The following is a 19402-nucleotide window of genomic DNA, read 5'->3' as shown; positions in this document are numbered from 1 at the left end:
ACTCTCACGCAGAGTACTGAATCTGAATGCCCGTCAGAGACAGACCCAATACCCGCTTTATCTGCGGTAGTCTGGTCGGTTTATATGATCAGAATGGCTGATGGGCGCTTATATACCGGTATTTCAACCGATGTGACACGCCGAGTACAACAGCATCAACAGGGAAAGGGGGCAAAAGCATTGCGCGGAAAAGGGCCTTTAACGCTAGTTTGGCAACAGGAAACCGACAATCAGCGCAGTGCTCTACAGATAGAGTACCGAATTAAACAGTGGCGTAAGGCAAAAAAAGAGGCGTTTATTACTAACCCTTGCGTACTTGTTGGTCGTGAATAGTGTGAGTAAATAACAGGGGTTACATGGGTGGGATAAAGCAGAAACAAAAAAGCCTCCAGATATCTGGAGGCTTTCTTATATGGTGCTGGCTATCGGAATCGAACTGATGACCTACTGATTACAAGTCAGTTGCTCTACCTACTGAGCTAAGCCAGCGTAAATCTTTTGGTGCCCGGACGCGGAATCGAACCACGGACACGGGGATTTTCAATCCCCTGCTCTACCGACTGAGCTATCCGGGCAGCTCGTGGGACGTATTAAACGGTTTTTCAGCTTTTCTGTCAACGATAAAAATGCAAAAATCAGCGAAAACAGTGTGTTCGGTGCTTTTTTCATCGCTAACGCGCAAAAAATCAACTGCGGTGTAAAATTCTGACCAATAAACTGCCAGCCTCGCGCAGTGGATCGCTATTAATACTCAATACCTGTCCGGCAGTGGGTGCGTAATAACGCTCAACTTCATTGCCAAAAGCATCCCACTGAATGGCGACCAATTGCTCGGCAATGACCGTATCACCCAGTTGTACTTGCGGCAGTGCATAACCGCTGCTGTTAGCGCGTAATGTTGTTGTACTTGTGCCTTCATAACAGTTTTCGGCCACAAAACCGTTCACTGAACCTGCCAACATGCCCTCAGCCCGCAAGATATTCTCGATACCCTCTACACTGCGGTTAACCATATCAGGCTGATAACGTTTGGCTGTGCCGACCTCAACAGTAATACAAGGCACGTTACGGCGATTCCATTCTGTCTCCAGAACACCCGGATCGCCCGGATCATCCAAAATACAGTCAGGGTTCATCAGGCGGGCCATTTTCACACACAGCTCAATGCGGTAATCGGCAAATACATACAGCGGATATTCTGCACCGCGTGTTTGTGTATGTAAGTCGACCGTGAAATCCGCATTCGGCGTGAAAAGATGATCCCACAAATTGGCTAAATAGCGCCCTGCCGCCGTATTGTGCTGGTGATTTCCGGGAAACAAACGGTTCAAATTCACCGGAGAGGCATCGGGGTCATTGGGAATAAAATCACGACTGCTGCCCAGAATACCGGGCAAGTTTACGCCAGAAACAATCGTCACTGTACCGCTGAGTGTGGCGGTCTCTAACGATCGCATTAACTGCTGCGCGGTTAACACGCCATTAAGCTCATCACCGTGCACACCGGCGGTGACCAACAGGCGTTTACCCGGCAGTGTCCCTTTTAGCACCGTGACGGGAATATACCAACCTTGGCCGGTTGCCATATCCAGTGGCCGGAAGTAGAACTGGTGCTTTCCTGCCGGTAAATCATCGCTATTTAAATGCGCGACGACCTTTTTACCGTCAATAATATCGGATGTAAAACAAGTTGCAGACATAACGGTCAGTGTTCCATCAGTAATACGTTATTCTTCCACGATACGCGCATCTTGCCTGCGTTATCAAGACAATCGGCTAACGTTCGGGCAGAAATTATGGCGTGAATATAAACGTGTGGATATAAAAAATACCGTAAGACACTCAGCATCTTACGGTATCAATCGCCGATATTTTTATCTGATTAATTTACCTGATTGAGATCTGTATCTGAGGGTTTTATCTCATCGCGTTATCGGGCGCATTCACCCAAAAAGAGTGAGAGAGTAAACAGATACACTTACCTCATTTACAGAAAATTATCATAGATAGTCATCGGTAGCTCTTTCTGCAAGATGCCGTATTAGCTATAACCAAACCACTGTGCCAGCACGACCACGATACTGGCCATCACAAACAGCAGCAGCATAAAGCGCCAGCAAAAACGTGCCCAATCGCCCCAGTCAACACGGCAAACACCCAGCGTCCCCATTAGAGATGCTGAAGTTGGCACAATCACATTGGTAAAACCATCGCCAAGCTGGAAAGCCAGCACCGAAACCTGACGGCTCACACCCACCAGATCACCGAGCGGCGCCATCAGCGGCATAGTGAGGGCAGCTTGCCCCGATCCTGAGGTCACAAAGAAATTGAATACTGACTGGAAGGTAAACATAAACCATGCCGCCACCGAGTCGTGCATGCCGCCAATCAACCCTGAGGCACTGTGCAAAATACTGTTGAGCACGCTTGGTTCATCCGTACCGCCACTGCCGACCATCAGTAACACCCCTTTGGCCAGACCAACCAGCAGAGCAGGGGCAATCATCACCGCTGCACCTTCACGAAATGAAGAGGCGATATCATTTAATGTCATGTTATTTAGGCGAAAGACCACGGCAATTAAGCCAGAAATTAAGCCCATAGCAAAAAATTGTGACGCGATTTCAGGGATATACCACGCATGAACGACTACGCCCCAGATAACCCAAATGGTTACCCCGATAACGGTCGCGAGTACCAGCCAATCACCCAGCACAAAGCGGCTATCGCGCAGTTCAGCCGTTTGGTTACGAAAGTGAGCATCAGTACGGTAACTGTAAGATAATGTAGGGTCTTTACGTACTTTAGCGGCATAACGCATGGTAAAGGCCATACCAACTAGCGTAAACAAGCACCACAGTACAATTCGCACACTGGCACCTGAGAGCACCGGAATACCGGCAATACCTTGTGCAATAGCAACACTGAATGGATTCATCCACGACGTTGCAAAGCCGATTTGAGTGGCGATATAGGTCACCATCACCGTTGTGATGCTGTCATAGCCTAAGCGTACCATCAGCGGGGCGATGATAATGGCAAACGCAATCGCCTCTTCGCCCATGCCAAATACTGCACCGCCCAGTGAAAAGAGCGTAAACATCACGGGGATAAACAGCAGCTCGTTGCCTTTCGTTTTATCAATCAGCCGCAAAATGCCGTTATCGATAGTGCCTGTGCGCATAACAATGCCAAATGCACCGCCGATCACCAGCATAAACATGATCACGCCAATTGCCGAGCCCCATTTGTCACCGGAGACCAGCCCTTCAAACGGGAAGTTCAGTAAACCAATATCTCCGCCGCTGGCAAATACTTTAATCGGTTGATAAACGGTTTCACCGGCTGCATCGGTCACATAAGCGAATGACTCTGGGTTAACAACTTTACGTGTTTTTTCTGCACCATCAATAACATAGTGCACTTCTTGATTTTGGAATGAACCTACCGGAATCACATAGGTCAGCGCCGCAGCAAGGATCCCAACAAAAAAGATAATGACCAAGGTATCTGGCATTTGCCAACGGCTGGCAGTACCGACCGATTTATTCTCAGCAACAGGCTCGCTCATGAATTCCGTATCCTAGATTTTTATTTGAATAATAATGCTTAATAGTGAATATAAATGTCTTCAATGCGCATACTAAGGCAAAGGGGTTTTGTGCGTAAAGTATAAAATGCAGGGAAAGTGGAATAATTAGTAAGGGGAGGGATAGAGATAAAACGATATGTCTGTAATGTATCGAACTTGTGGCATTTTATCGGGTGAGAACATAAGGAATATCACGAAAAACCGGCTTGAAAAACAGAGTGTATTCGTAGAAAAAATAGAGACAACGATAGATAACAGGCTATAGGACACAGTGCGGGAACGGTTCAGATGTGAGTAGTGATACAAGAGGGGGATGATACGAGAGATGATGACAGGCAAAAAAAAAGCCCTGCTCAATGAGCAGGGCTTTTCTGTATGGCTCCTCCTGCAAGACTTGAACTTGCGACATACGGATTAACAGTCCGCCGTTCTACCGACTGAACTAAGGAGGAATTGAATTTTGTACGTTTATACGTGATGGTGCCCGGACGCGGAATCGAACCACGGACACGGGGATTTTCAATCCCCTGCTCTACCGACTGAGCTATCCGGGCAGCACGTATAAATTTGGCTCCTCCTGCAAGACTTGAACTTGCGACATACGGATTAACAGTCCGCCGTTCTACCGACTGAACTAAGGAGGAATTATTCTTGCTGTTTTCACAGCTTACAACGCTTAACTAATTTCTCAGTTCACCGAGTGATAATGAGAAGTGGTGCCCGGACGCGGAATCGAACCACGGACACGGGGATTTTCAATCCCCTGCTCTACCGACTGAGCTATCCGGGCAGCGCGTTGTGGGGCGTATTAAACGGGTTTTAGGCTTTTGAGTCAACACCCTTTTGCAATAAATCCCGTTTAATACAGCCGTTTGGCTTATTTTTCAACGAAATGGTTATTTTATAGCATCAAACCAGCAATCAATGCGGAAAGTACACTGACCAGTGTTGACCCATACAGTAAACGTAAGCCAAACCGTGAGACCATATTACCGCGCTCTTCGTTTAGCCCTTTGACGGCTCCGGCAATAATTCCGATAGAGCTAAAGTTGGCAAAAGAGACCAGAAAAATCGAGATAACGCCAACGGTATGCGGTGATAAAGTCATGGCTTGTTTTTTCAGCTCCATCATCGCCACAAATTCATTGGTGACCAGTTTTGTCGCCATAATACTGCCTGCTTGCAGTGCTTCGGTGTGTGGAATGCCCATCAGCCAAGCAACGGGGTAGAACAGGTAGCCGAGTGTGTTTTGGAAACTTATCCCAAACAGAGCACTGAAAATATGGTTAATCATGGAGATCAGTGCAATAAAACCAATCAGCATTGCCGCGACAATCACCGCAACTTTAAAACCGGCCAGAATATATTCACCCAGCATTTCAAAGAAGGTCAGGGAACTGTTTTCTGACTCAATCTCCATCAGATCATCTTCTTCATGGCTGTCATACGGGTTGATGACTGACAAAATAATAAAGGTGCTGAACATGTTCAAAATGAGGGCAGCAACAACATAGCGTGGTTCAATGAGCTGCATGTATGAGCCAACAATTGACATTGATACGGTCGACATTGCGGTTGCCGCCATGGTGTACATGCGCCGTTCTGAGATCCGGCTGAGAATATTTTTATAGGCAATAAAGTTTTCTGACTGGCCAATGATCATGGCACTGATTGCATTGAATGATTCAATTTTTCCCATACCGTTGATTTTTGACAACAGCACGCCGATAAAACGGATCACTACAGGTAACACTTTGATGTGTTGCAATATCCCTATTAATACTGAAATAAACACGATTGGCATCAGTACTTGCAGGAAAAAGCTAAACTCACCGACATTGAGTAAACCCCCAAATACGAAGTTTGTGCCATCAGCAGCATATGCCAATAATCTATTGAAAGCATTAGATAAACCGGTCACTAAATCGAGCCCGATTGACGAGTGCAACAAAAAATAGGACAAGAAAAGCTCAATTCCAATCAGTTGGATGAGATAGCGAATTTTAATTTTCGAACGATCTTTACTGACAAGCAGGGCGAGAACAAAAACAACAAACAGGCCGAGCAGAAAGTGGAGGATTTTCATAAAATACACCGATGCAGCTCACAAAATAATAAGCAAGATACTGTATGTGGGGTTTCATAATTTGAAGTGTATTACAAAAATACGCTTACTTACATTTATCATGCAAATCAGATTAGCTAGGTGGTGAAATAAAGTACGAAAGGCAAAAAATTGCTTACTTGATAACTTAGCGCATACGTGGTTTGTCTGCGCTAAGTGTTATCTATCAAAAAGTGCTATCTATTAAAAATCAGTAGCAAAAAAATTAAGCAAATAGTAAATAGAGCTGATGTGCGCTGATCCCTGCCACTAAACCGCCGAGAGTATGGGCAATAATGGCGCGTGAGGTCAGAAAACGGTAGCCGAGTGCATCAAGCATCGCTGTATGCGTGCTGAGAAATCCACTCCAACACATACCCATCGCGGTAAATACTGCAATTTCATTACCAGAAATAAGCCCTTTTCCGATAAACGGTGGTACAAGTGACATGGCTGCTCCGACAGCGCCCAGTGAAGTTGCTGGAAATGCAATAAGCTCAGGGTGTTTAAAGCCAAATAGAGCATCAAACAGCCAACCTGCTTTACCGGCTAATACAGGCAATAAACCTACACCTTGAAAGGCCTCACCTGTATAACCTTGTGCGCCTGGTCCAAAGGTTAGCAGCATAACAAAGGTACTAATAATCAGTACGCCGGGGATCACGGCCATTCCTAATTCTACACCCGACTTACCACCATCAAGCAGGGCATTGAGTACACGTAACCAAAGCGGTGTGGTCTCTTCCATTGGTCTATTTTCTAATGTGCAATGGGTAGGGTTAGCAGGTAATACGGGGGCGGTTGATGCTGTAGCGATATTCACAAAGTGCTCAGGTGAGGTTTCATCAAGCGGCTGATCACCAACAAGTGGTTTGATCATGCGTTGCATTAGGCGTGTACTGACAATAGAGCCGATCAGTGCACCCGCTAACCCTAACAGTGCTGCTTTAACTGTATTTTCTTGTGTATTAAGTTGTAGCGTGGCCATAAAGGTGACTACTATCAGCCCCATCCCAAAAGCAGTACCAAAATTGGTCAGTGAGATCAGCTGCCATGGGCGTAATCCGCGCCGAAAACGTGGATCTTTTGCCAAGCTGATGACCGCTGGATTATCAGAGAAAAAGGTCATTAATCCGGCAAGTGCTGCTCGCCCTGGTAGGCGATATAACGGGCGCATGAGTGGGGCAAGCAGTACTTCGAGCAGGCGGATCACCCCAAATTCACTGAGTAGTTGGCTCAATGCGCCAGAGAGCACAGTGATCCCCATAATAAAAAGAATGGTATTGAGTAGCAGTTGATGCGCAGTATTGAATAGGGTGTTGACCATTGCTGATAACCCCATCACATGGCCAAGATAGCCAAAAAGCAGCCCCAGCATCGTCAGGACTAACACTGGTTCAACCCACGGTTTTATTGATGATATAGGGGATATTGTGCTGTGTTTTGGGTTTTGCGTGGTCATTTCATACCCTAAGTTGTGTTTAAGGCTGGGAGGATAACGCTTTCGCTAGTATGGGGGCAATAAAAAAGCCCTGCTCATTGAGCAGGGCTTTCGTATGTGGCTCCTCCTGCAAGACTTGAACTTGCGACATACGGATTAACAGTCCGCCGTTCTACCGACTGAACTAAGGAGGAATTGAGTTGATGTTTACCGTTTATTGAACTCACCGGGTGAGGTTAAGCGGCTACTGTTAATAGTGTATTACTTAAATAAGACTCAAAGTAATGTACTACGAACAACAACGAGAACTTCATCTCGAAACAGCGGGCAGAACTATAACTGTATTCGTTACTGCTGTCATCTTTTTTTTATGTTATTTAGTGAAAAATAGTATGCTTAGTCAGTGTTTGGTTATTTTTGATACAAATTACTCTGTGCGATGAGTTTAAATTGGGTGAAACTGTGGGCTGTTAGCAACGTTTTAGTCTTTTTATCGTTCATTAAGGTGACAAACAGTTCATATAGAGCCATGGTTTCTTCGTATTCTGATTTATTAATAGCCAGTAAGAAAATAATATGAGCTTTTTCACCTTTTCCCCATTCGATCCCCTGTGGAGATAACACAGTAAACACAGTGGTTTTATTCGCAAGTAATCCAAGTGAGTGAGGCAGTGCAATGCCTTCGCCTAACATAGTTGAGAGAATATTCTCTCGTTCTACTAATGAAGGGTAGAAGTCCGCGTTTATATAGCCTTCGCTTTCAAGCTGTTTACATAACTGTACAAATAGCTGATCTTTTGTGATCTCTTGCTGTAGAACACAAAAGTGCTGTTCGTGAAAAAAACGCTCGAGCACATACGGTTTAATACGATCTTTTTGCATTAAATAACCAATCTCTTCGAGTTGATAATCACTTGGGAAGGTGTGAGTTGTACAATAGGTTTATCTTTTGCAGGTAATGGCACGACACTAATAACAAAATCTTCTTCAATATAAGATAAACATTGATAGTCATTGACTGACTCAAGACGTTTAATTATTAACTCTGGATATTTACGCTTAATAATTGTTTGTAGCATGCGAGTGGTTGATTTACCTGAATCACACACAAGCAGTGCGGTAGGGTAGTGCTCATATCCTATATTATAGTGCCGAACAAGCCCAACACCAATATGAATGACGATATACCCAATTTCATCTTCACTAATACGGTATGTAGTCTGTTTCTCCCATGCTGAAAGTGCAGATAAGGTGATGTCATACGCGAGTGGGTAGTATTGTTTTATATGATCACGCAGTGGGTTTTGAATATCAATATGGTGTTGTAAACGGGTGATCATACTGGTGGTATGAACAATTAAATCATGTTCAAGTTGTGTATCATGGCGCAGGTCATAATTATAATATTGATTAATATAGTTTAGTAAATGGCTGACAAGTTGTAAGTGCTCATTATATTCTGACGCTAAGTTTATATTGTTGTGCTCTTTGCAACGAGAGGCAATTTGAATGCAAAGATAATCAATTTCCGCAAGGGTATTTAACCCTGATTCACGCGCAATATCTTGTGCTGCAAGGTATATCGGTGAGTGTAAACGATGAGAAGGTGTAATGGGTTTTTGTTGTAAAACATAACCAGATGTATAGCGGATAATTGCAGCTAGACAATAAATAGAGATATATTTTTCTCCTTCAATACCTGTTTTTATTTGATGATGATGGCACAGTCGATTAACAGAATTAAATAGTTGTAAAATAGGTAAGTGAGCAAGGTGTTGTTGAATGAACTCATTTTTAAATATTGAGTGCTCACACTCTGAAAAAAGTACATTAGCTAAACAAGCGCGTATTGACTCTTCTTTACCAAAGAGTGACATACCATGTTTTGCCTTGCTCTCTATTGTGAGATGATATTTTTCAATAACAGATCGGATTTCTAATAAGTCATTTTGTAATGTACCGCGACTAATAAACCAATTGTCAGCAATCTCATTCAGTTTTATATAATCTTGGCTGATAAGAAATAAGATTAAAAGACTCTTTACTCTCTCAGGTGCGGTTCTTGGTATTGAATTTATACGTGAACCTTGGGTTAAGAAGTGCTGATATTTATCTGCATGAGTAATATGAAGTTGATAACCTTTCCCTCTCAGGTGAATAAACTCTGCACCTTGACTAATAAGTATATCATTGAGCGTATTAATGTCACTGCGTACTGTTCTTGTTGAGACATCAAGAAGCTCTGATAATACCTCTTGAGATAGCGTTCTTTCTTGCAAATGTTCAAAGAGGTCATTTAATCGTTGGTGTGAAAAATAAGGCATCTTGTTATCTCGTGATTCACTGCAGTGTGGTGGTGCAACATGTGATCTTGGTGGCAGGTAATGACATTATCTTATGTCACCTCTTAGCACATGGCATAACGCATTCGTCTTAATATTTGAAGATAGTAATAGAATTTATTTGTTTCTCTTAGATTTTAAAGCATATAGGCAAAAAACTGTGAGTTAGGTCAATCTCAATGGCGTAATTTCCAGTTCTAACTGGAAAAAGAGGAAATATACCCCTTTATCGATATACGTTAATGTAAGTCTATTGATAACCCTAAAGATAAGGACATTACATTTTGCTGATGACAGGTGAGTGTATTGCTACTTCTGATGATACTGCGCTAATAGAAGAGATTGAGACTCAAACACAATTAACGCTATTGCAAATTGGCAATATGCTGAATAAGCACGGTATTTATCAAGATGATGTGCAAAAACAAATGCTCGCATCACATATTAAAGCGATGGTGCGTAGATCTAAAACGGGTGAGCCACTTCCTGATATTGATCTCTCGCTATTTGATGAAATTTCGGAATTTTCATTAGCACGGGCAAAAGAGGTGGTCGCGCTATTTGATAATTTAGCCTTTGAAGAAGCACATCTCCTTTCGGTTCATTTTGAAGTTGCAAAAGAAAATGAATTAAGCACAGTGAATGAGGGCGTATAAAATGATTAAAGTTGTGATTGGTGATCGTTTAGGTAAAGGGCAAAAAGTGGGTGCAGGTGCAGAAACAGCTGGTGCACAAGTGGTTGTTATTCCAGGTATGGCTGCCGATATGAAGCTGGGTGATACGATGCACCGTGAACAAGCTGATTTGGGTATTTCATTTTGTGGCAGTGGTGGCGCGGGTGCTATTACTGCACAAACAAAATATGGTTATAAATCACGTTATGGTATGCGTTCAATTGAAGAAGGCGTGACTGCGATTAATGAAGGGTGTACGGTATTGGGTTTTGGTTTTATGGATAAAGAAGAGCTAGGCCAAAAACTGGTAGACGCTTTTGTTAAAAAACACGGTATTGTTTAAATGAAAGAACAATTTACCTCAACAGTGACAGTCAGTGGCAAAGGAAATACAAAACAGAGTGCATTTGCCGCTGCACTGAGTCAGGTTCAAAATAAAATGCTAAAGGGGTCATCGCAGGTTCTTTTACGAATTGAGCCTGTTGATGTCACTATTATCAATGCAACTTATCGTACGATTACTGATAAATTTTTGTTTTTCTTTTTATCACGCCGTAAAGATGAGTTTTCAGTGACATTAGATGTTAAGGTAAATGTTTCTATTATTGATCCGGAAAAAATAACATTTACTAACGTAAAATGATCTGCACGTCTCTTTAATAAGGGGAGTACGATGTTTTTAGCTATATTAATTAAATCGCTCATTATTGGTGGCCTGGTCGGGGTAGGATTAGGGGCTGGTGCTGCACGAATGTTCCATGCTCCCACTGTGCAAGGTATGGGGGCATTTAGAACCTTAGGTGAATTAAATTCGTGTGAAGGCGATCCTGCATCGCACTTCTCTTTTGGTTTGGGTTTTTTCTTTAATGCGTGGGCCTCTACTGTAGCTGCCGGTGCTTTTACCCAAGATGTTGACCACCGTATTATTCCGCATTGGGGTGTCTCTGCGCTGTTAATTAAAGATCGTAATATAGCAACGACATTACATGATCCGAAAAAAATGGCGATTGCCTGCGGTATTATTGGTGCAATTGTTGTGGCCTTTTTAAATTCAACAGCATCAGCCGTACCAGAAGCATTACAAGTGACAGCGGTTAAAGTATTAGTGCCGGCGGCTAATTTACTGGTTAATACTGTAATGCCCGTTATTTTTTGGTTAGCTGCGATTGAAGCTGGAAAACGTTCTGGTTTTTGGGCCACTATTTTTGGTGGTTTAGCGCAACTGATTATGGGTAATGCCGTGCCAGGGTTGGTGTTAGGTATTTTAATCGGTAAAGGTGTTGAAGAGGTCGGCTGGAATAAAATCACAAAAAGCATGTTGATTGCTGTGATTATTCTGTTTGCCTTAAGTGCTTTCTTCCGCGGATTTGATATGCAACTACTCAGCTCTTTCCAGCTTGATATTCCAATGTGGCTTGAGCAATTGCACATAAATATTAGTGGAAAGTAAATAAACAAATAAATAAGAAAGTAAATAAGCAAGTTCTTGTATTGAATTAGCTCTGATCACTCCAAACGAACGCGGTAATTAAGCAGGAAACGATTATGGATGAGAGTATAAAAAATAATTTCTGGTACGCAGATTGGTCATTCCCTATTTTTGTTGGATTATTATCATCAGGCGTTTTTGCCGGAACACATATGTATTATGTCTACGGTATGGGCGCATTTAACGAAGTCGCATTTGTTTCTATGCTGCGTGCAGGTATGGATACCGGTGTTTATGGTGCCGTTGCCGCATTTGGTGCTAGTTTTCTTTTCGCACGTATTATTGAAGGCTCGCTAGTTGGTATTTTGGATATTGGTGGTGCTATTCAAACCGGTATTGGTTTAGGTGTTCCTGCACTATTGTTGGGTGCCGGTATTGTTTTTCCAGTTGAAAATTTTATCGCGTCATTAATAACCGGTTTTGCATTAGGTGTTGCCGTCGGGTTTATTATTACCACTACCCGTAAATTTACCATCAATCAAAGTAACTCAACTTATGGTGCAGATGTCATGATGGGGGCGGGTAACTCTTCAGGCCGTTTTCTTGGCCCTTTGATTATTCTGTCAGCCATGACCGCCTCAATTCCAATTGGTATCGGCTCATTATTAGGTGCACTGGGCTTTTATGTCTGGAATAAACCTATTACCGGTGGCGCTATTTTAGGTGCAATGTTACTCGGTGCTTTCTTTCCTGTATCACTGTAGTAGGCATAATTTAACCGGCTGTTATTAATATCAGGCGCTGTTTTTAGCAGATAAACAGCGCACAAGGGAAAGGTGAGCATTGTGAATAGCTATGATTTAATTCTTCGCCGTGGCCGCACGGTTGACGGGCAATTACTGGATATTGCCGTTCAAGCAGGAAAAATTGCCCTTGTCGGTACTGTGCCATCAACGGCCAGTGCACAGGTTGAGCATGATCTGCAAGGCCAAGTTTACGTGAGCGCCGGCTGGATAGATCTGCATGTTCACTGTTATCCACACTCCCCGATTTATAATGACGAGCCCGATAAAGTGGGCATTGCCTGCGGTGTCACCACCGTTGTTGATGCTGGTAGTGCTGGCGCAGATGATATTGATGACTTTTACCGTCTGACTCGGCAAGCCAAAACCGAGGTTAAAGCCTTACTGAATGTCTCTCGTATTGGCTTGCTGCGGCAAAATGAGCTGGCCCAACTCGATGATATCAATGAACAAGCCGCGCATTCAGCCATCACTCAACACCCTGATTTTATTGTGGGATTAAAAGCACGTATGAGCAGTAGTGTGGTTGAGCATAACGGCATTACTCCGTTGCTCAGGGCAAAAAAAATCCAACGGCAACACCCGCATTTACCGCTGATGGTGCATGTCGGCAATAACCCGCCTACGCTGGATGATATCGCTGACTTGCTAGATAAAGGCGATATTATTACCCACTGCTACAACGGAAAACCAAACCGTATTCTAAATACGCAGGGGCAGTTGAAACCCTCTGTACAGCAAGCACTGGAGCGCGGCGTGCACCTTGATGTCGGGCATGGCAGTGCTAGTTTCAGTTTTGCCGTTGCCGAGCAAGCCATCAAACAAGGCATACTTCCCCATACCATTAGTTCTGATATTTACTGCCGTAACCGTATTCAGGGGCCGGTATTTGGGCTGGCTCATATCCTATCAAAATTCTTAGCCATTGGGCTTACCCTGCCACAGGTGATTGCCTGTGTGACTCAGCATGCAGCAGATGTACTGCATTTTGACCAGAAAGGGGCATTAGAAATTGGGTTTGATGCTGATTTAACCCTGTTTGAACTGCTCGAACAGCCCTCATTTTTTGTCGATGCAGAACAACAGCAGAAACGTGGTGCATTACGCATTGCCCCGGTCGCGGCTGTTCGCGCAGGTGAAATATTTATAACCGAAGAAGGAGAAGCACACGATGTCTTCTGTTTATAACCAATATAACGTTAAACCGGTCATCAATGCTTCCGGCAGAATGACCGCACTCGGTGTTTCAACCCCCTCAGCCACAGTTGCCCAGCGTGTTGATTTTGGTTTAAACCACTATTTTGAGATTAAAGATTTGGTGGATAAAACCGGTGCTTACATTGCGGATATGCTGAAGGTAGAAGATGCCGTTGTGGTCTCGTGTGCCTCGGCCGGATTAGCACAATCAGTTGCCGCGATGATTGTGCGTGGTGATCGCTACCGGTTGGAGAATCTGCATGCGCACAGCCACCCTGTGCCAAGTGATATCGTGCTACCAAAAGGGCATAACGTCAATTTTGGCGCGCCGGTAGGCACTATGATCACGTTGGGGGGCGGGCGAATTGTTGAAGCCGGTTATGCCAATGAGTGTTCGGCAGAGCAGCTTGCTGCTGCCATTACGCCGAATACCGCCGCGATTGTGTACATCAAATCACACCACTGTGTGCAAAAAAGTATTCTGTCGGTAGAGCAGGCTGTCAGTGTCGCTAGTCAGCATAATCTTCCACTGATTGTTGATGCCGCCGCAGAAGAAGATTTGCAACTGTACTATCAGTTAGGGGCAGATCTGGTCATTTACAGTGGAGCAAAAGCCATTGAAGGCCCGACAAGCGGTTTAGTGTTGGGAAAGAAACAGTATATCAACTGGGTTAAACAGCAGTCAGCCGGTATCGGCAGAGCCATGAAAGTGGGAAAAGAGGGCGTTCTGGGCCTGACTTTAGCCATTGAAGAGTATTTGCAGCGCGAAAAAGAGAGCGGACAGCAGATGCTGGAAAAAATGGCTGATTTTATCACCCAGCTTAACACCCTGACGGGCGTGAACGCCAAACCGGTATGGGATAGCGCAGGGCGTGATATCGCCCGTACCGAGATTGGCTTTGATCCTGCACTCACAGGTATTAGCACGCCTGACATTGTCAGCCGCATGCAGCAACACACCCCAGCCATTTACTGCCGTGCGTACCGCATGAACGAAAACAAAATTGAAATGGATGTGCGCAGCGTACAGCAATCTGAACTTGCGCAAATTTTTGCTGTTATTCAGCAGATCCTCTTGTCAGTACAAGGAGCATAAAGCATGCAACTCACCCCTAATTTTTACCGTAACCGTGTATGCCTAAATGTACTGGCCGGATCAAAGCAAAATGCCCAAGAGGTCTATCAGGCCGCGCAAGGGCACGTGTTAGTCGGCGTACTCTCGAAAAATTATGCCGATATTGATAGTGCGGTAGCCGATATGCGTGACTATGCCGGATTGATCAACAATGCACTCTCCATTGGTTTAGGCGCTGGTGATCCAAAGCAATCAGCAATGGTGTCAGAGCTGGCCGGCATTTTACAGCCGCAGCACGTTAATCAAGTGTTTACGGGGGTGGCAACTAGCCGTGCACTGCTGCGTCAGTCACAAACCGTCGTGAACGGTTTGGTTTCACCAACGGGTAAAATGGGTTGGGTAAATATCTCAACTGGCCCACGCAGTTGTGAATTTACCCCCGCCGTCGTTCCCGTTGATACCGCCATTGCCATGTTGCAGGATATGGGGGGCAGCTCGATTAAATATTTCCCGATGGGCGGTTTGACGCACCGTGACGAGTACCAGTGTGTAGCAGAGGCTTGCGCGCGCAATCAGTTTGCACTTGAGCCAACTGGTGGGATTGATCTGGATAATTTTGAAGAGATTGTACAGATAGCACTTGATGCCGGCGTTGAAAAAATCATCCCACATATTTACAGCTCTATCATTGATAAGGCCAGCGGGCAGACCCGCCCGCAGGATGTTGTTACTTTATTGCAAATGACTCAGCGGCTTGTCGGTTAATCCCATTCAGTGTACTGAGTAGGCCATTAGCGGGTTATTGCGTACGAAAAATGGTTTTCTGCACAACAAAAAGCCCTGCTAAAAAATAGCAGGGCTTTTTGTTTGCAGGTTATGTGCGATAGCATGTAACTATCGTTACACAATACGCCCACGATACCCTTTTTGTGCCGTGTTCACTTTATACAGATAATTTCGTGCCTGTGCTGATGGGTGTTTGGTTGTCAAAATATTGTAAACTTCATCAGGATTAAGACGATTGATAATATCTACCGCTTTTTGTTTATCTTGCGAAAACACTCGCAACACTGCACCTGCACCACCGTTATAGGCTGAGATCATCGCATAGCGGCGAGATACAGGGTTACTGATTTGGCTTAAATAATTCGTTTGTAAAATGTGTAGATAGGCTGTACCAGTATCAATATTTTTTTCTGGATCAAACAGATAATCGCGGCTTGGCGCGCCATCTTGATTTTTCACCAACCGATAAACATCCCGACCAGCCGTTGTTTGTACTACCTGCATCAGCCCTAGTGCATTTGCCGAACTGACAGCATACGGGTTAAAACTTGATTCAATTTGCATAATAGCCAGAATCAGGCTCTCATCCACATTATAATTCTTAGAGGCTTTTCGTACGATATGGATATATTTTTTTGCTCGATAATTCAAATGGTTTGCAATCATCGGCACGGCTAAGTACCACACGGTTTGATTACCAATAACCCGGCTTTTTAGCTGTGTACGTAATAGCACATCGGCAAAGCGTTCTGCCCGCCAAGGGGTTGTAATGGACTTTCTCTCATCATCGAGCACTTGTCCAGCTAAAAACGGATGTTTGCTAATAGGCACATCACTGTCAGAGAAGAGATCAATACCGGTTGGGTCTTCTCCCATCAATAATGTATGAACCAGTGCATTTTTTAGTTTATCTTGCGGATTACGGGTCGAAATTGTTTCAACAATGACCGAGCCATTTTCAAAATCAATATGGCTACGGGTTTGGTAATGATCGGTATATTTCACATAATCTTTACGGGTGGCCACTAACATCTCATTAAGGCCCCAAAGATCTTCAATATTGACCGCAAACTGCCCCATAAAAATATCAAAACCATTGGTATCTTTAACGTAAAGATCGGGGTTCTCTTTGGGTTTACTGGCACATGAGGCCAGTAGCGGAATAATTAGACAAAGTGCAAGTTTTTTCTTCATAGTTCAAGCAGTTCCAAGAGAACCAACACCGCAAGTTGTTGGTTCATCTGTGGTTTTATTATTATTCACTCGGTGGAGTGTAACCATCAATCTGAACATCCTGCCCTTCAAACAGGAATTTCACCATCTCCTGCTCAAGGAACTGGCGATGCTCAACATTCATCATGCTCAGTTTTTTTTCATTGATTAGCATGGTTTGTTTACTTTGCCATTCAGCCCATGCCGCTTTCGAAATAGAGTCATAAATGCGTTTACCTAGCTCACCGGGATAGAGCTGAAAAGCCAACCCTTCGGCATCTTGCTGTAAACGAGCACAAAAAATAGTCCGGCTCATGGTGTTACTCCTCGTCAGATAGTGCGTCAGGTAACTGGCGCAGTAAACGTTCGACCGGTGCGGCTAACCCGACCGTCTGTGGTTGCGCTAATTTATACCAGAGACCCGGCCCTGCATCCATGCACACCTGTGTTTGGTCAGCAAAAACCAGCAGCGGAATGATATCTAGATGAAAATGGCTGAACGTATGGCGAAATGCACCTAACTGGCGTTGTACCCGTAATCCGCGCTGCGCCAGCCACTGTTGGGCGTCATCACGGGTAGAAAATTGCGGAAAACAGAACAAGCCGCCCCATAAGCCGCTGGGCGGGCGCTGCTCAAGCCAGACTTGCGCCTGTTCGGTGGCAATCGAGGGCTCACTGGTCTGCTCCATGCTTATACGATCGACTAGCAGCAACAGATATCCCTCTTTTTCCGGTAACGTCTGTTTGGGTTTTTTCCCTGGATAAGCAGCCCAGCTCTCTTGCGCATACGCAACACACCCCTTGGCCAGTGGGCAGAGGCTGCACTTGGGTTTTGAGCGGGTGCACACCAGCGCGCCTAAATCCATCATAGCCTGATTAAATGATGCTACATCCTGCTGCGGCGTGACCTGTTCACTCAGCGCCCATAATTGATTTTCAACCGCCTTTTGTCCCGGCCAGCCCTCAACTGCATAGCAGCGTGCCAACACCCGTTTCACATTACCGTCTAAAATGGGGTAGTGCTGATTGAGCGAAAGTGATAACACCGCGCCGGCCGTTGAACGGCCAATACCGGGCAACCCGACAACCTGCTCATACTCGGTAGGAAAGATGCCCTGATACTCAGCCGCAATCTTTTGTGCTGCCTTATGTAGATTGCGCGCACGGGCGTAATAGCCTAAACCAGTCCATAAATGCAGCACATGATCAATCGGCGCTGCCGCCAAATCAGTCACGGTTGGAAATTGCTGCATAAAACGTTCAAAATAAGGGATAACCGTGGCAACCTGAGTCTGCTGTAGCATGACCTCAGACAGCCACACTTTATAAGGTGTTTTATGTTGCTGCCAGGGTAAAGTTTTACGCCCAAAAGCGTGATACCACGCCAAAACGGCTTGTGAAAATGCAGTAGCATCAAGAACAGGGATCGGCATAACAGGCTCAGTTTAACAGTCAAGGCGGCGATTGCAGCATACCCGCAGCGCGCTGTAAACCCGATCATGATGCAGGGAATCAACATTCTACTGCGGCTTTACTTGCTAAGTTGAGCCATCTTTGCATAATGCGCCTTTCATAAATATTGATTAAAACTCTATTCAGCAGGATAAAGCCATGGGTGAGGTCACCATTCCAGAATTTGATGATGAAGGTCGTTATCTGCGTAAAATTCGCAGTTTTGTACGTCGTCAGGGTCGTTTAACAAAAGGGCAAGAGCTGGCATTAGAAAGCTATTGGTCTGAAATGGGTGTTGATTTCCAAGAACAACCCCTTGATTTTACAGCTCTCTTTGGTCGTGATGCACCGGTGGTGTTAGAGATCGGCTTTGGAATGGGCGCTTCACTGGTTGAAATGGCAAAAAACGCACCAGAGAAGAACTTTTTTGGGATAGAAGTGCACACCCCTGGCGTAGGTGCATGCTTGTCACTGGCCCATGAAATGGGCGTGACTAATCTGCGGGTCATGTGCCACGATGCTATCGAAGTGCTGGAAAAAATGATCCCAGATGCAAGTCTCAGCGGCATGCAACTGTTTTTCCCTGACCCATGGCACAAAGCGCGTCACCATAAGCGCCGTATCGTTCAACTGCCGTTTGCCGAGCAACTGCGAGTGAAATTGGCCATAGGTGGCGTGTTCCATATGGCCACCGATTGGGAAAATTACGCAGAACATATGCTGGAAATCATGCAAGCTGCGCCAGGATATCGTAATCTATCCACTACTGGGGATTTTATGCCACGACCAGAGCAGCGTCCGCTGACCAAATTTGAGCGGCGCGGGCACCGTTTGGGGCATGGAGTCTGGGATCTAATGTTCGAGAGGACAGAGTAATGTCTAAACATCGTAGCGCACGTCTGCGCAAAAAACTGCATGTGGATGAGTTCCAAGAACTGGGCTTTACCGCAAGTTGGCAGTTTCCGGAAGGCACTAGCGCAGAACAGATTGATGCCGCACTCGACGCTTTTATTGCAGAAGTCATTGAACCAAATGGTCTCTCTTATGATGGCAGCGGCTACCTGAACTGGGAAGGCCTGATCGTGCTGCAAAAAATCGGTAAATGTACCGAAGCGCATCGTCAGCTGGTAAAAAGCTGGGCCGAAAAGCAAGGTCTGAACGATATCGACGTCAGTGACCTGCTGGATGTTTGGTGGGATTAATCCCCCTACGTTTGTCATAACAGCTTACAGCAACAACGGATACCGCAGGGTATCCGTTTTTTTATCCTTTTTTCGCACAAAAATTGAATATAT

At 44.8% G+C, this 19402-nt stretch carries 20 protein-coding genes and 7 tRNA genes; 11 read left to right on the top strand and 16 right to left on the bottom strand.

Features of this window, described 5'->3' with window-relative positions; translation table 11 throughout:
- Positions 1 to 84: 84 nt before the first annotated feature.
- On the top strand, positions 85 to 333 hold the full coding sequence (locus tag ACRC53_RS01695; RefSeq protein WP_438630154.1) for a GIY-YIG nuclease family protein: 249 nt from the start codon (positions 85 to 87) through the stop codon (positions 331 to 333).
- An 80-nt stretch (positions 334 to 413) separates the two neighbouring features.
- Here ACRC53_RS01695 and ACRC53_RS01690 read toward each other — a convergent pair.
- The 13 genes from ACRC53_RS01690 to ACRC53_RS01630 form a co-directional block, all read right to left on the bottom strand.
- Positions 414 to 489, bottom strand: a tRNA-Thr gene (locus ACRC53_RS01690).
- 10 nt (positions 490 to 499) lie between these two features.
- A tRNA-Phe gene (locus ACRC53_RS01685) sits at positions 500 to 575 on the bottom strand.
- 111 nt (positions 576 to 686) lie between these two features.
- Positions 687 to 1700, bottom strand: a complete 1014-nt coding sequence (locus ACRC53_RS01680) for a succinylglutamate desuccinylase/aspartoacylase family protein (protein ID WP_438641841.1) — start codon at positions 1698 to 1700, stop codon at positions 687 to 689.
- Between the two features lie 341 nt (positions 1701 to 2041).
- Complete coding sequence (gene yfcC, locus ACRC53_RS01675) at positions 2042 to 3517, bottom strand: putative basic amino acid antiporter YfcC (RefSeq protein WP_438642005.1); 1476 nt, start codon at positions 3515 to 3517, stop codon at positions 2042 to 2044.
- A gap of 451 nt (positions 3518 to 3968) precedes the next feature.
- A tRNA-Asn gene (locus ACRC53_RS01670) sits at positions 3969 to 4044 on the bottom strand.
- Between the two features lie 26 nt (positions 4045 to 4070).
- Positions 4071 to 4146 (bottom strand) — tRNA-Phe (locus tag ACRC53_RS01665).
- A gap of 14 nt (positions 4147 to 4160) precedes the next feature.
- Positions 4161 to 4236, bottom strand: a tRNA-Asn gene (locus ACRC53_RS01660).
- A 70-nt stretch (positions 4237 to 4306) separates the two neighbouring features.
- Positions 4307 to 4382 (bottom strand) — tRNA-Phe (locus ACRC53_RS01655).
- Between the two features lie 111 nt (positions 4383 to 4493).
- Positions 4494 to 5678 (bottom strand): NupC/NupG family nucleoside CNT transporter, encoded by a 1185-nt coding sequence (locus ACRC53_RS01650; RefSeq protein WP_438641840.1) that lies wholly within the window; start codon positions 5676 to 5678, stop codon positions 4494 to 4496.
- A 244-nt stretch (positions 5679 to 5922) separates the two neighbouring features.
- Positions 5923 to 7158 (bottom strand): CD0519/CD1768 family membrane protein, encoded by a 1236-nt coding sequence (locus ACRC53_RS01645; RefSeq protein WP_438641839.1) that lies wholly within the window; start codon positions 7156 to 7158, stop codon positions 5923 to 5925.
- A 97-nt stretch (positions 7159 to 7255) separates the two neighbouring features.
- A tRNA-Asn gene (locus ACRC53_RS01640) sits at positions 7256 to 7331 on the bottom strand.
- A 217-nt stretch (positions 7332 to 7548) separates the two neighbouring features.
- Positions 7549 to 8019 carry a PTS sugar transporter subunit IIA gene (locus tag ACRC53_RS01635; protein WP_438641838.1) on the bottom strand — a complete coding sequence of 157 codons (471 nt, stop codon included), beginning with the start codon at positions 8017 to 8019 and terminating at the stop codon, positions 7549 to 7551.
- Positions 8019 to 9461 (bottom strand): BglG family transcription antiterminator, encoded by a 1443-nt coding sequence (locus ACRC53_RS01630; RefSeq protein WP_438641837.1) that lies wholly within the window; start codon positions 9459 to 9461, stop codon positions 8019 to 8021. The genes ACRC53_RS01635 and ACRC53_RS01630 overlap by 1 nt, the downstream gene beginning before the upstream one ends.
- A gap of 308 nt (positions 9462 to 9769) precedes the next feature.
- Here ACRC53_RS01630 and ACRC53_RS01625 point away from each other — a divergent pair, with 308 nt between their 5' ends.
- From ACRC53_RS01625 to dagF, 8 genes are all read left to right on the top strand, one after another.
- Entirely contained in the window at positions 9770 to 10135 is a 366-nt protein-coding gene (locus ACRC53_RS01625) for a transcriptional regulator (RefSeq protein WP_438642004.1), read from the top strand.
- A complete protein-coding gene (locus tag ACRC53_RS01620) occupies positions 10122 to 10496 on the top strand; it encodes a glycine-rich SFCGS family protein (protein WP_438641836.1) in 375 nt (124 codons plus the stop codon). Before ACRC53_RS01625 ends, ACRC53_RS01620 begins: the two co-directional genes overlap by 14 nt.
- The gene (locus ACRC53_RS01615) at positions 10497 to 10796 is read left to right on the top strand and encodes a DUF4312 family protein (protein ID WP_438641835.1); all 300 of its coding nucleotides are present in this window, start codon (positions 10497 to 10499) and stop codon (positions 10794 to 10796) included.
- Between the two features lie 30 nt (positions 10797 to 10826).
- Entirely contained in the window at positions 10827 to 11603 is a 777-nt protein-coding gene (locus ACRC53_RS01610) for a DUF4311 domain-containing protein (protein WP_438641834.1), read from the top strand.
- A gap of 95 nt (positions 11604 to 11698) precedes the next feature.
- On the top strand, positions 11699 to 12346 hold the full coding sequence (locus tag ACRC53_RS01605; protein ID WP_438641833.1) for a DUF4310 family protein: 648 nt from the start codon (positions 11699 to 11701) through the stop codon (positions 12344 to 12346).
- A gap of 81 nt (positions 12347 to 12427) precedes the next feature.
- A complete protein-coding gene (locus ACRC53_RS01600) occupies positions 12428 to 13573 on the top strand; it encodes an amidohydrolase/deacetylase family metallohydrolase (RefSeq protein WP_438641832.1) in 1146 nt (381 codons plus the stop codon).
- Complete coding sequence (locus ACRC53_RS01595; protein WP_438641831.1) at positions 13557 to 14678, top strand: DgaE family pyridoxal phosphate-dependent ammonia lyase; 1122 nt, start codon at positions 13557 to 13559, stop codon at positions 14676 to 14678. Before ACRC53_RS01600 ends, ACRC53_RS01595 begins: the two co-directional genes overlap by 17 nt.
- A gap of 3 nt (positions 14679 to 14681) precedes the next feature.
- Positions 14682 to 15422 (top strand): 2-dehydro-3-deoxy-phosphogluconate aldolase, encoded by a 741-nt coding sequence (gene dagF / locus ACRC53_RS01590; protein WP_438641830.1) that lies wholly within the window; start codon positions 14682 to 14684, stop codon positions 15420 to 15422.
- Between the two features lie 135 nt (positions 15423 to 15557).
- Here dagF and mltC read toward each other — a convergent pair whose 3' ends face one another.
- The 3 genes from mltC to mutY form a co-directional block, all read right to left on the bottom strand.
- Positions 15558 to 16637 (bottom strand): membrane-bound lytic murein transglycosylase MltC, encoded by a 1080-nt coding sequence (mltC, locus tag ACRC53_RS01585; RefSeq protein WP_438641829.1) that lies wholly within the window; start codon positions 16635 to 16637, stop codon positions 15558 to 15560.
- Between the two features lie 61 nt (positions 16638 to 16698).
- Positions 16699 to 16971 carry an oxidative damage protection protein gene (locus tag ACRC53_RS01580; RefSeq protein ID WP_438623626.1) on the bottom strand — a complete coding sequence of 91 codons (273 nt, stop codon included), beginning with the start codon at positions 16969 to 16971 and terminating at the stop codon, positions 16699 to 16701.
- A gap of 4 nt (positions 16972 to 16975) precedes the next feature.
- Entirely contained in the window at positions 16976 to 18088 is a 1113-nt protein-coding gene (gene mutY, locus ACRC53_RS01575) for an A/G-specific adenine glycosylase (RefSeq protein WP_438641828.1), read from the bottom strand.
- Positions 18089 to 18266: 178 nt separating this feature from the next.
- Here mutY and trmB point away from each other — a divergent pair, with 178 nt between their 5' ends.
- Both trmB and ACRC53_RS01565 read left to right on the top strand, forming a co-directional pair.
- A complete protein-coding gene (gene trmB / locus ACRC53_RS01570) occupies positions 18267 to 18983 on the top strand; it encodes a tRNA (guanosine(46)-N7)-methyltransferase TrmB (RefSeq protein WP_438623624.1) in 717 nt (238 codons plus the stop codon).
- Positions 18983 to 19309: a YggL family protein gene (locus ACRC53_RS01565; protein WP_438641827.1), complete on the top strand. Its 327-nt coding sequence runs from the start codon at positions 18983 to 18985 to the stop codon at positions 19307 to 19309. The genes trmB and ACRC53_RS01565 overlap by 1 nt, the downstream gene beginning before the upstream one ends.
- The last annotated feature ends 93 nt before the right edge of the window (positions 19310 to 19402 follow it).

The sequence above is a fragment of the Plesiomonas sp. genome, from assembly GCF_051652165.1.
GTDB lineage: Bacteria > Pseudomonadota > Gammaproteobacteria > Enterobacterales > CAMTGL01 > Plesiomonas.
The sequence above is the reverse complement of the archived record's forward strand: the minus strand, read 5'-3'. Positions and strand labels throughout refer to the sequence as shown.

What these genes read in the sequence shown, in the direction of transcription:
- ACRC53_RS01695 (WP_438630154.1), top strand. Translation starts at nt 85, where the DNA reads ATGATCAGAATGGCTGATGGGCGCTTATATACCGGTATTTCAACCGAT.
- ACRC53_RS01680 (WP_438641841.1), bottom strand. Translation starts at nt 1,700, where the DNA reads ATGTCTGCAACTTGTTTTACATCCGATATTATTGACGGTAAAAAGGTC.
- yfcC (WP_438642005.1), bottom strand. Translation starts at nt 3,517, where the DNA reads ATGCCAGATACCTTGGTCATTATCTTTTTTGTTGGGATCCTTGCTGCG.
- ACRC53_RS01650 (WP_438641840.1), bottom strand. Translation starts at nt 5,678, where the DNA reads ATGAAAATCCTCCACTTTCTGCTCGGCCTGTTTGTTGTTTTTGTTCTC.
- ACRC53_RS01645 (WP_438641839.1), bottom strand. Translation starts at nt 7,158, where the DNA reads ATGACCACGCAAAACCCAAAACACAGCACAATATCCCCTATATCATCA.
- ACRC53_RS01635 (WP_438641838.1), bottom strand. Translation starts at nt 8,019, where the DNA reads ATGCAAAAAGATCGTATTAAACCGTATGTGCTCGAGCGTTTTTTTCAC.
- ACRC53_RS01630 (WP_438641837.1), bottom strand. Translation starts at nt 9,461, where the DNA reads ATGCCTTATTTTTCACACCAACGATTAAATGACCTCTTTGAACATTTG.
- ACRC53_RS01625 (WP_438642004.1), top strand. Translation starts at nt 9,770, where the DNA reads ATGACAGGTGAGTGTATTGCTACTTCTGATGATACTGCGCTAATAGAA.
- ACRC53_RS01620 (WP_438641836.1), top strand. Translation starts at nt 10,122, where the DNA reads ATGAGGGCGTATAAAATGATTAAAGTTGTGATTGGTGATCGTTTAGGT.
- ACRC53_RS01615 (WP_438641835.1), top strand. Translation starts at nt 10,497, where the DNA reads ATGAAAGAACAATTTACCTCAACAGTGACAGTCAGTGGCAAAGGAAAT.
- ACRC53_RS01610 (WP_438641834.1), top strand. Translation starts at nt 10,827, where the DNA reads ATGTTTTTAGCTATATTAATTAAATCGCTCATTATTGGTGGCCTGGTC.
- ACRC53_RS01605 (WP_438641833.1), top strand. Translation starts at nt 11,699, where the DNA reads ATGGATGAGAGTATAAAAAATAATTTCTGGTACGCAGATTGGTCATTC.
- ACRC53_RS01595 (WP_438641831.1), top strand. Translation starts at nt 13,557, where the DNA reads ATGTCTTCTGTTTATAACCAATATAACGTTAAACCGGTCATCAATGCT.
- dagF (WP_438641830.1), top strand. Translation starts at nt 14,682, where the DNA reads ATGCAACTCACCCCTAATTTTTACCGTAACCGTGTATGCCTAAATGTA.
- mltC (WP_438641829.1), bottom strand. Translation starts at nt 16,637, where the DNA reads ATGAAGAAAAAACTTGCACTTTGTCTAATTATTCCGCTACTGGCCTCA.
- ACRC53_RS01580 (WP_438623626.1), bottom strand. Translation starts at nt 16,971, where the DNA reads ATGAGCCGGACTATTTTTTGTGCTCGTTTACAGCAAGATGCCGAAGGG.
- mutY (WP_438641828.1), bottom strand. Translation starts at nt 18,088, where the DNA reads ATGCCGATCCCTGTTCTTGATGCTACTGCATTTTCACAAGCCGTTTTG.
- trmB (WP_438623624.1), top strand. Translation starts at nt 18,267, where the DNA reads ATGGGTGAGGTCACCATTCCAGAATTTGATGATGAAGGTCGTTATCTG.
- ACRC53_RS01565 (WP_438641827.1), top strand. Translation starts at nt 18,983, where the DNA reads ATGTCTAAACATCGTAGCGCACGTCTGCGCAAAAAACTGCATGTGGAT.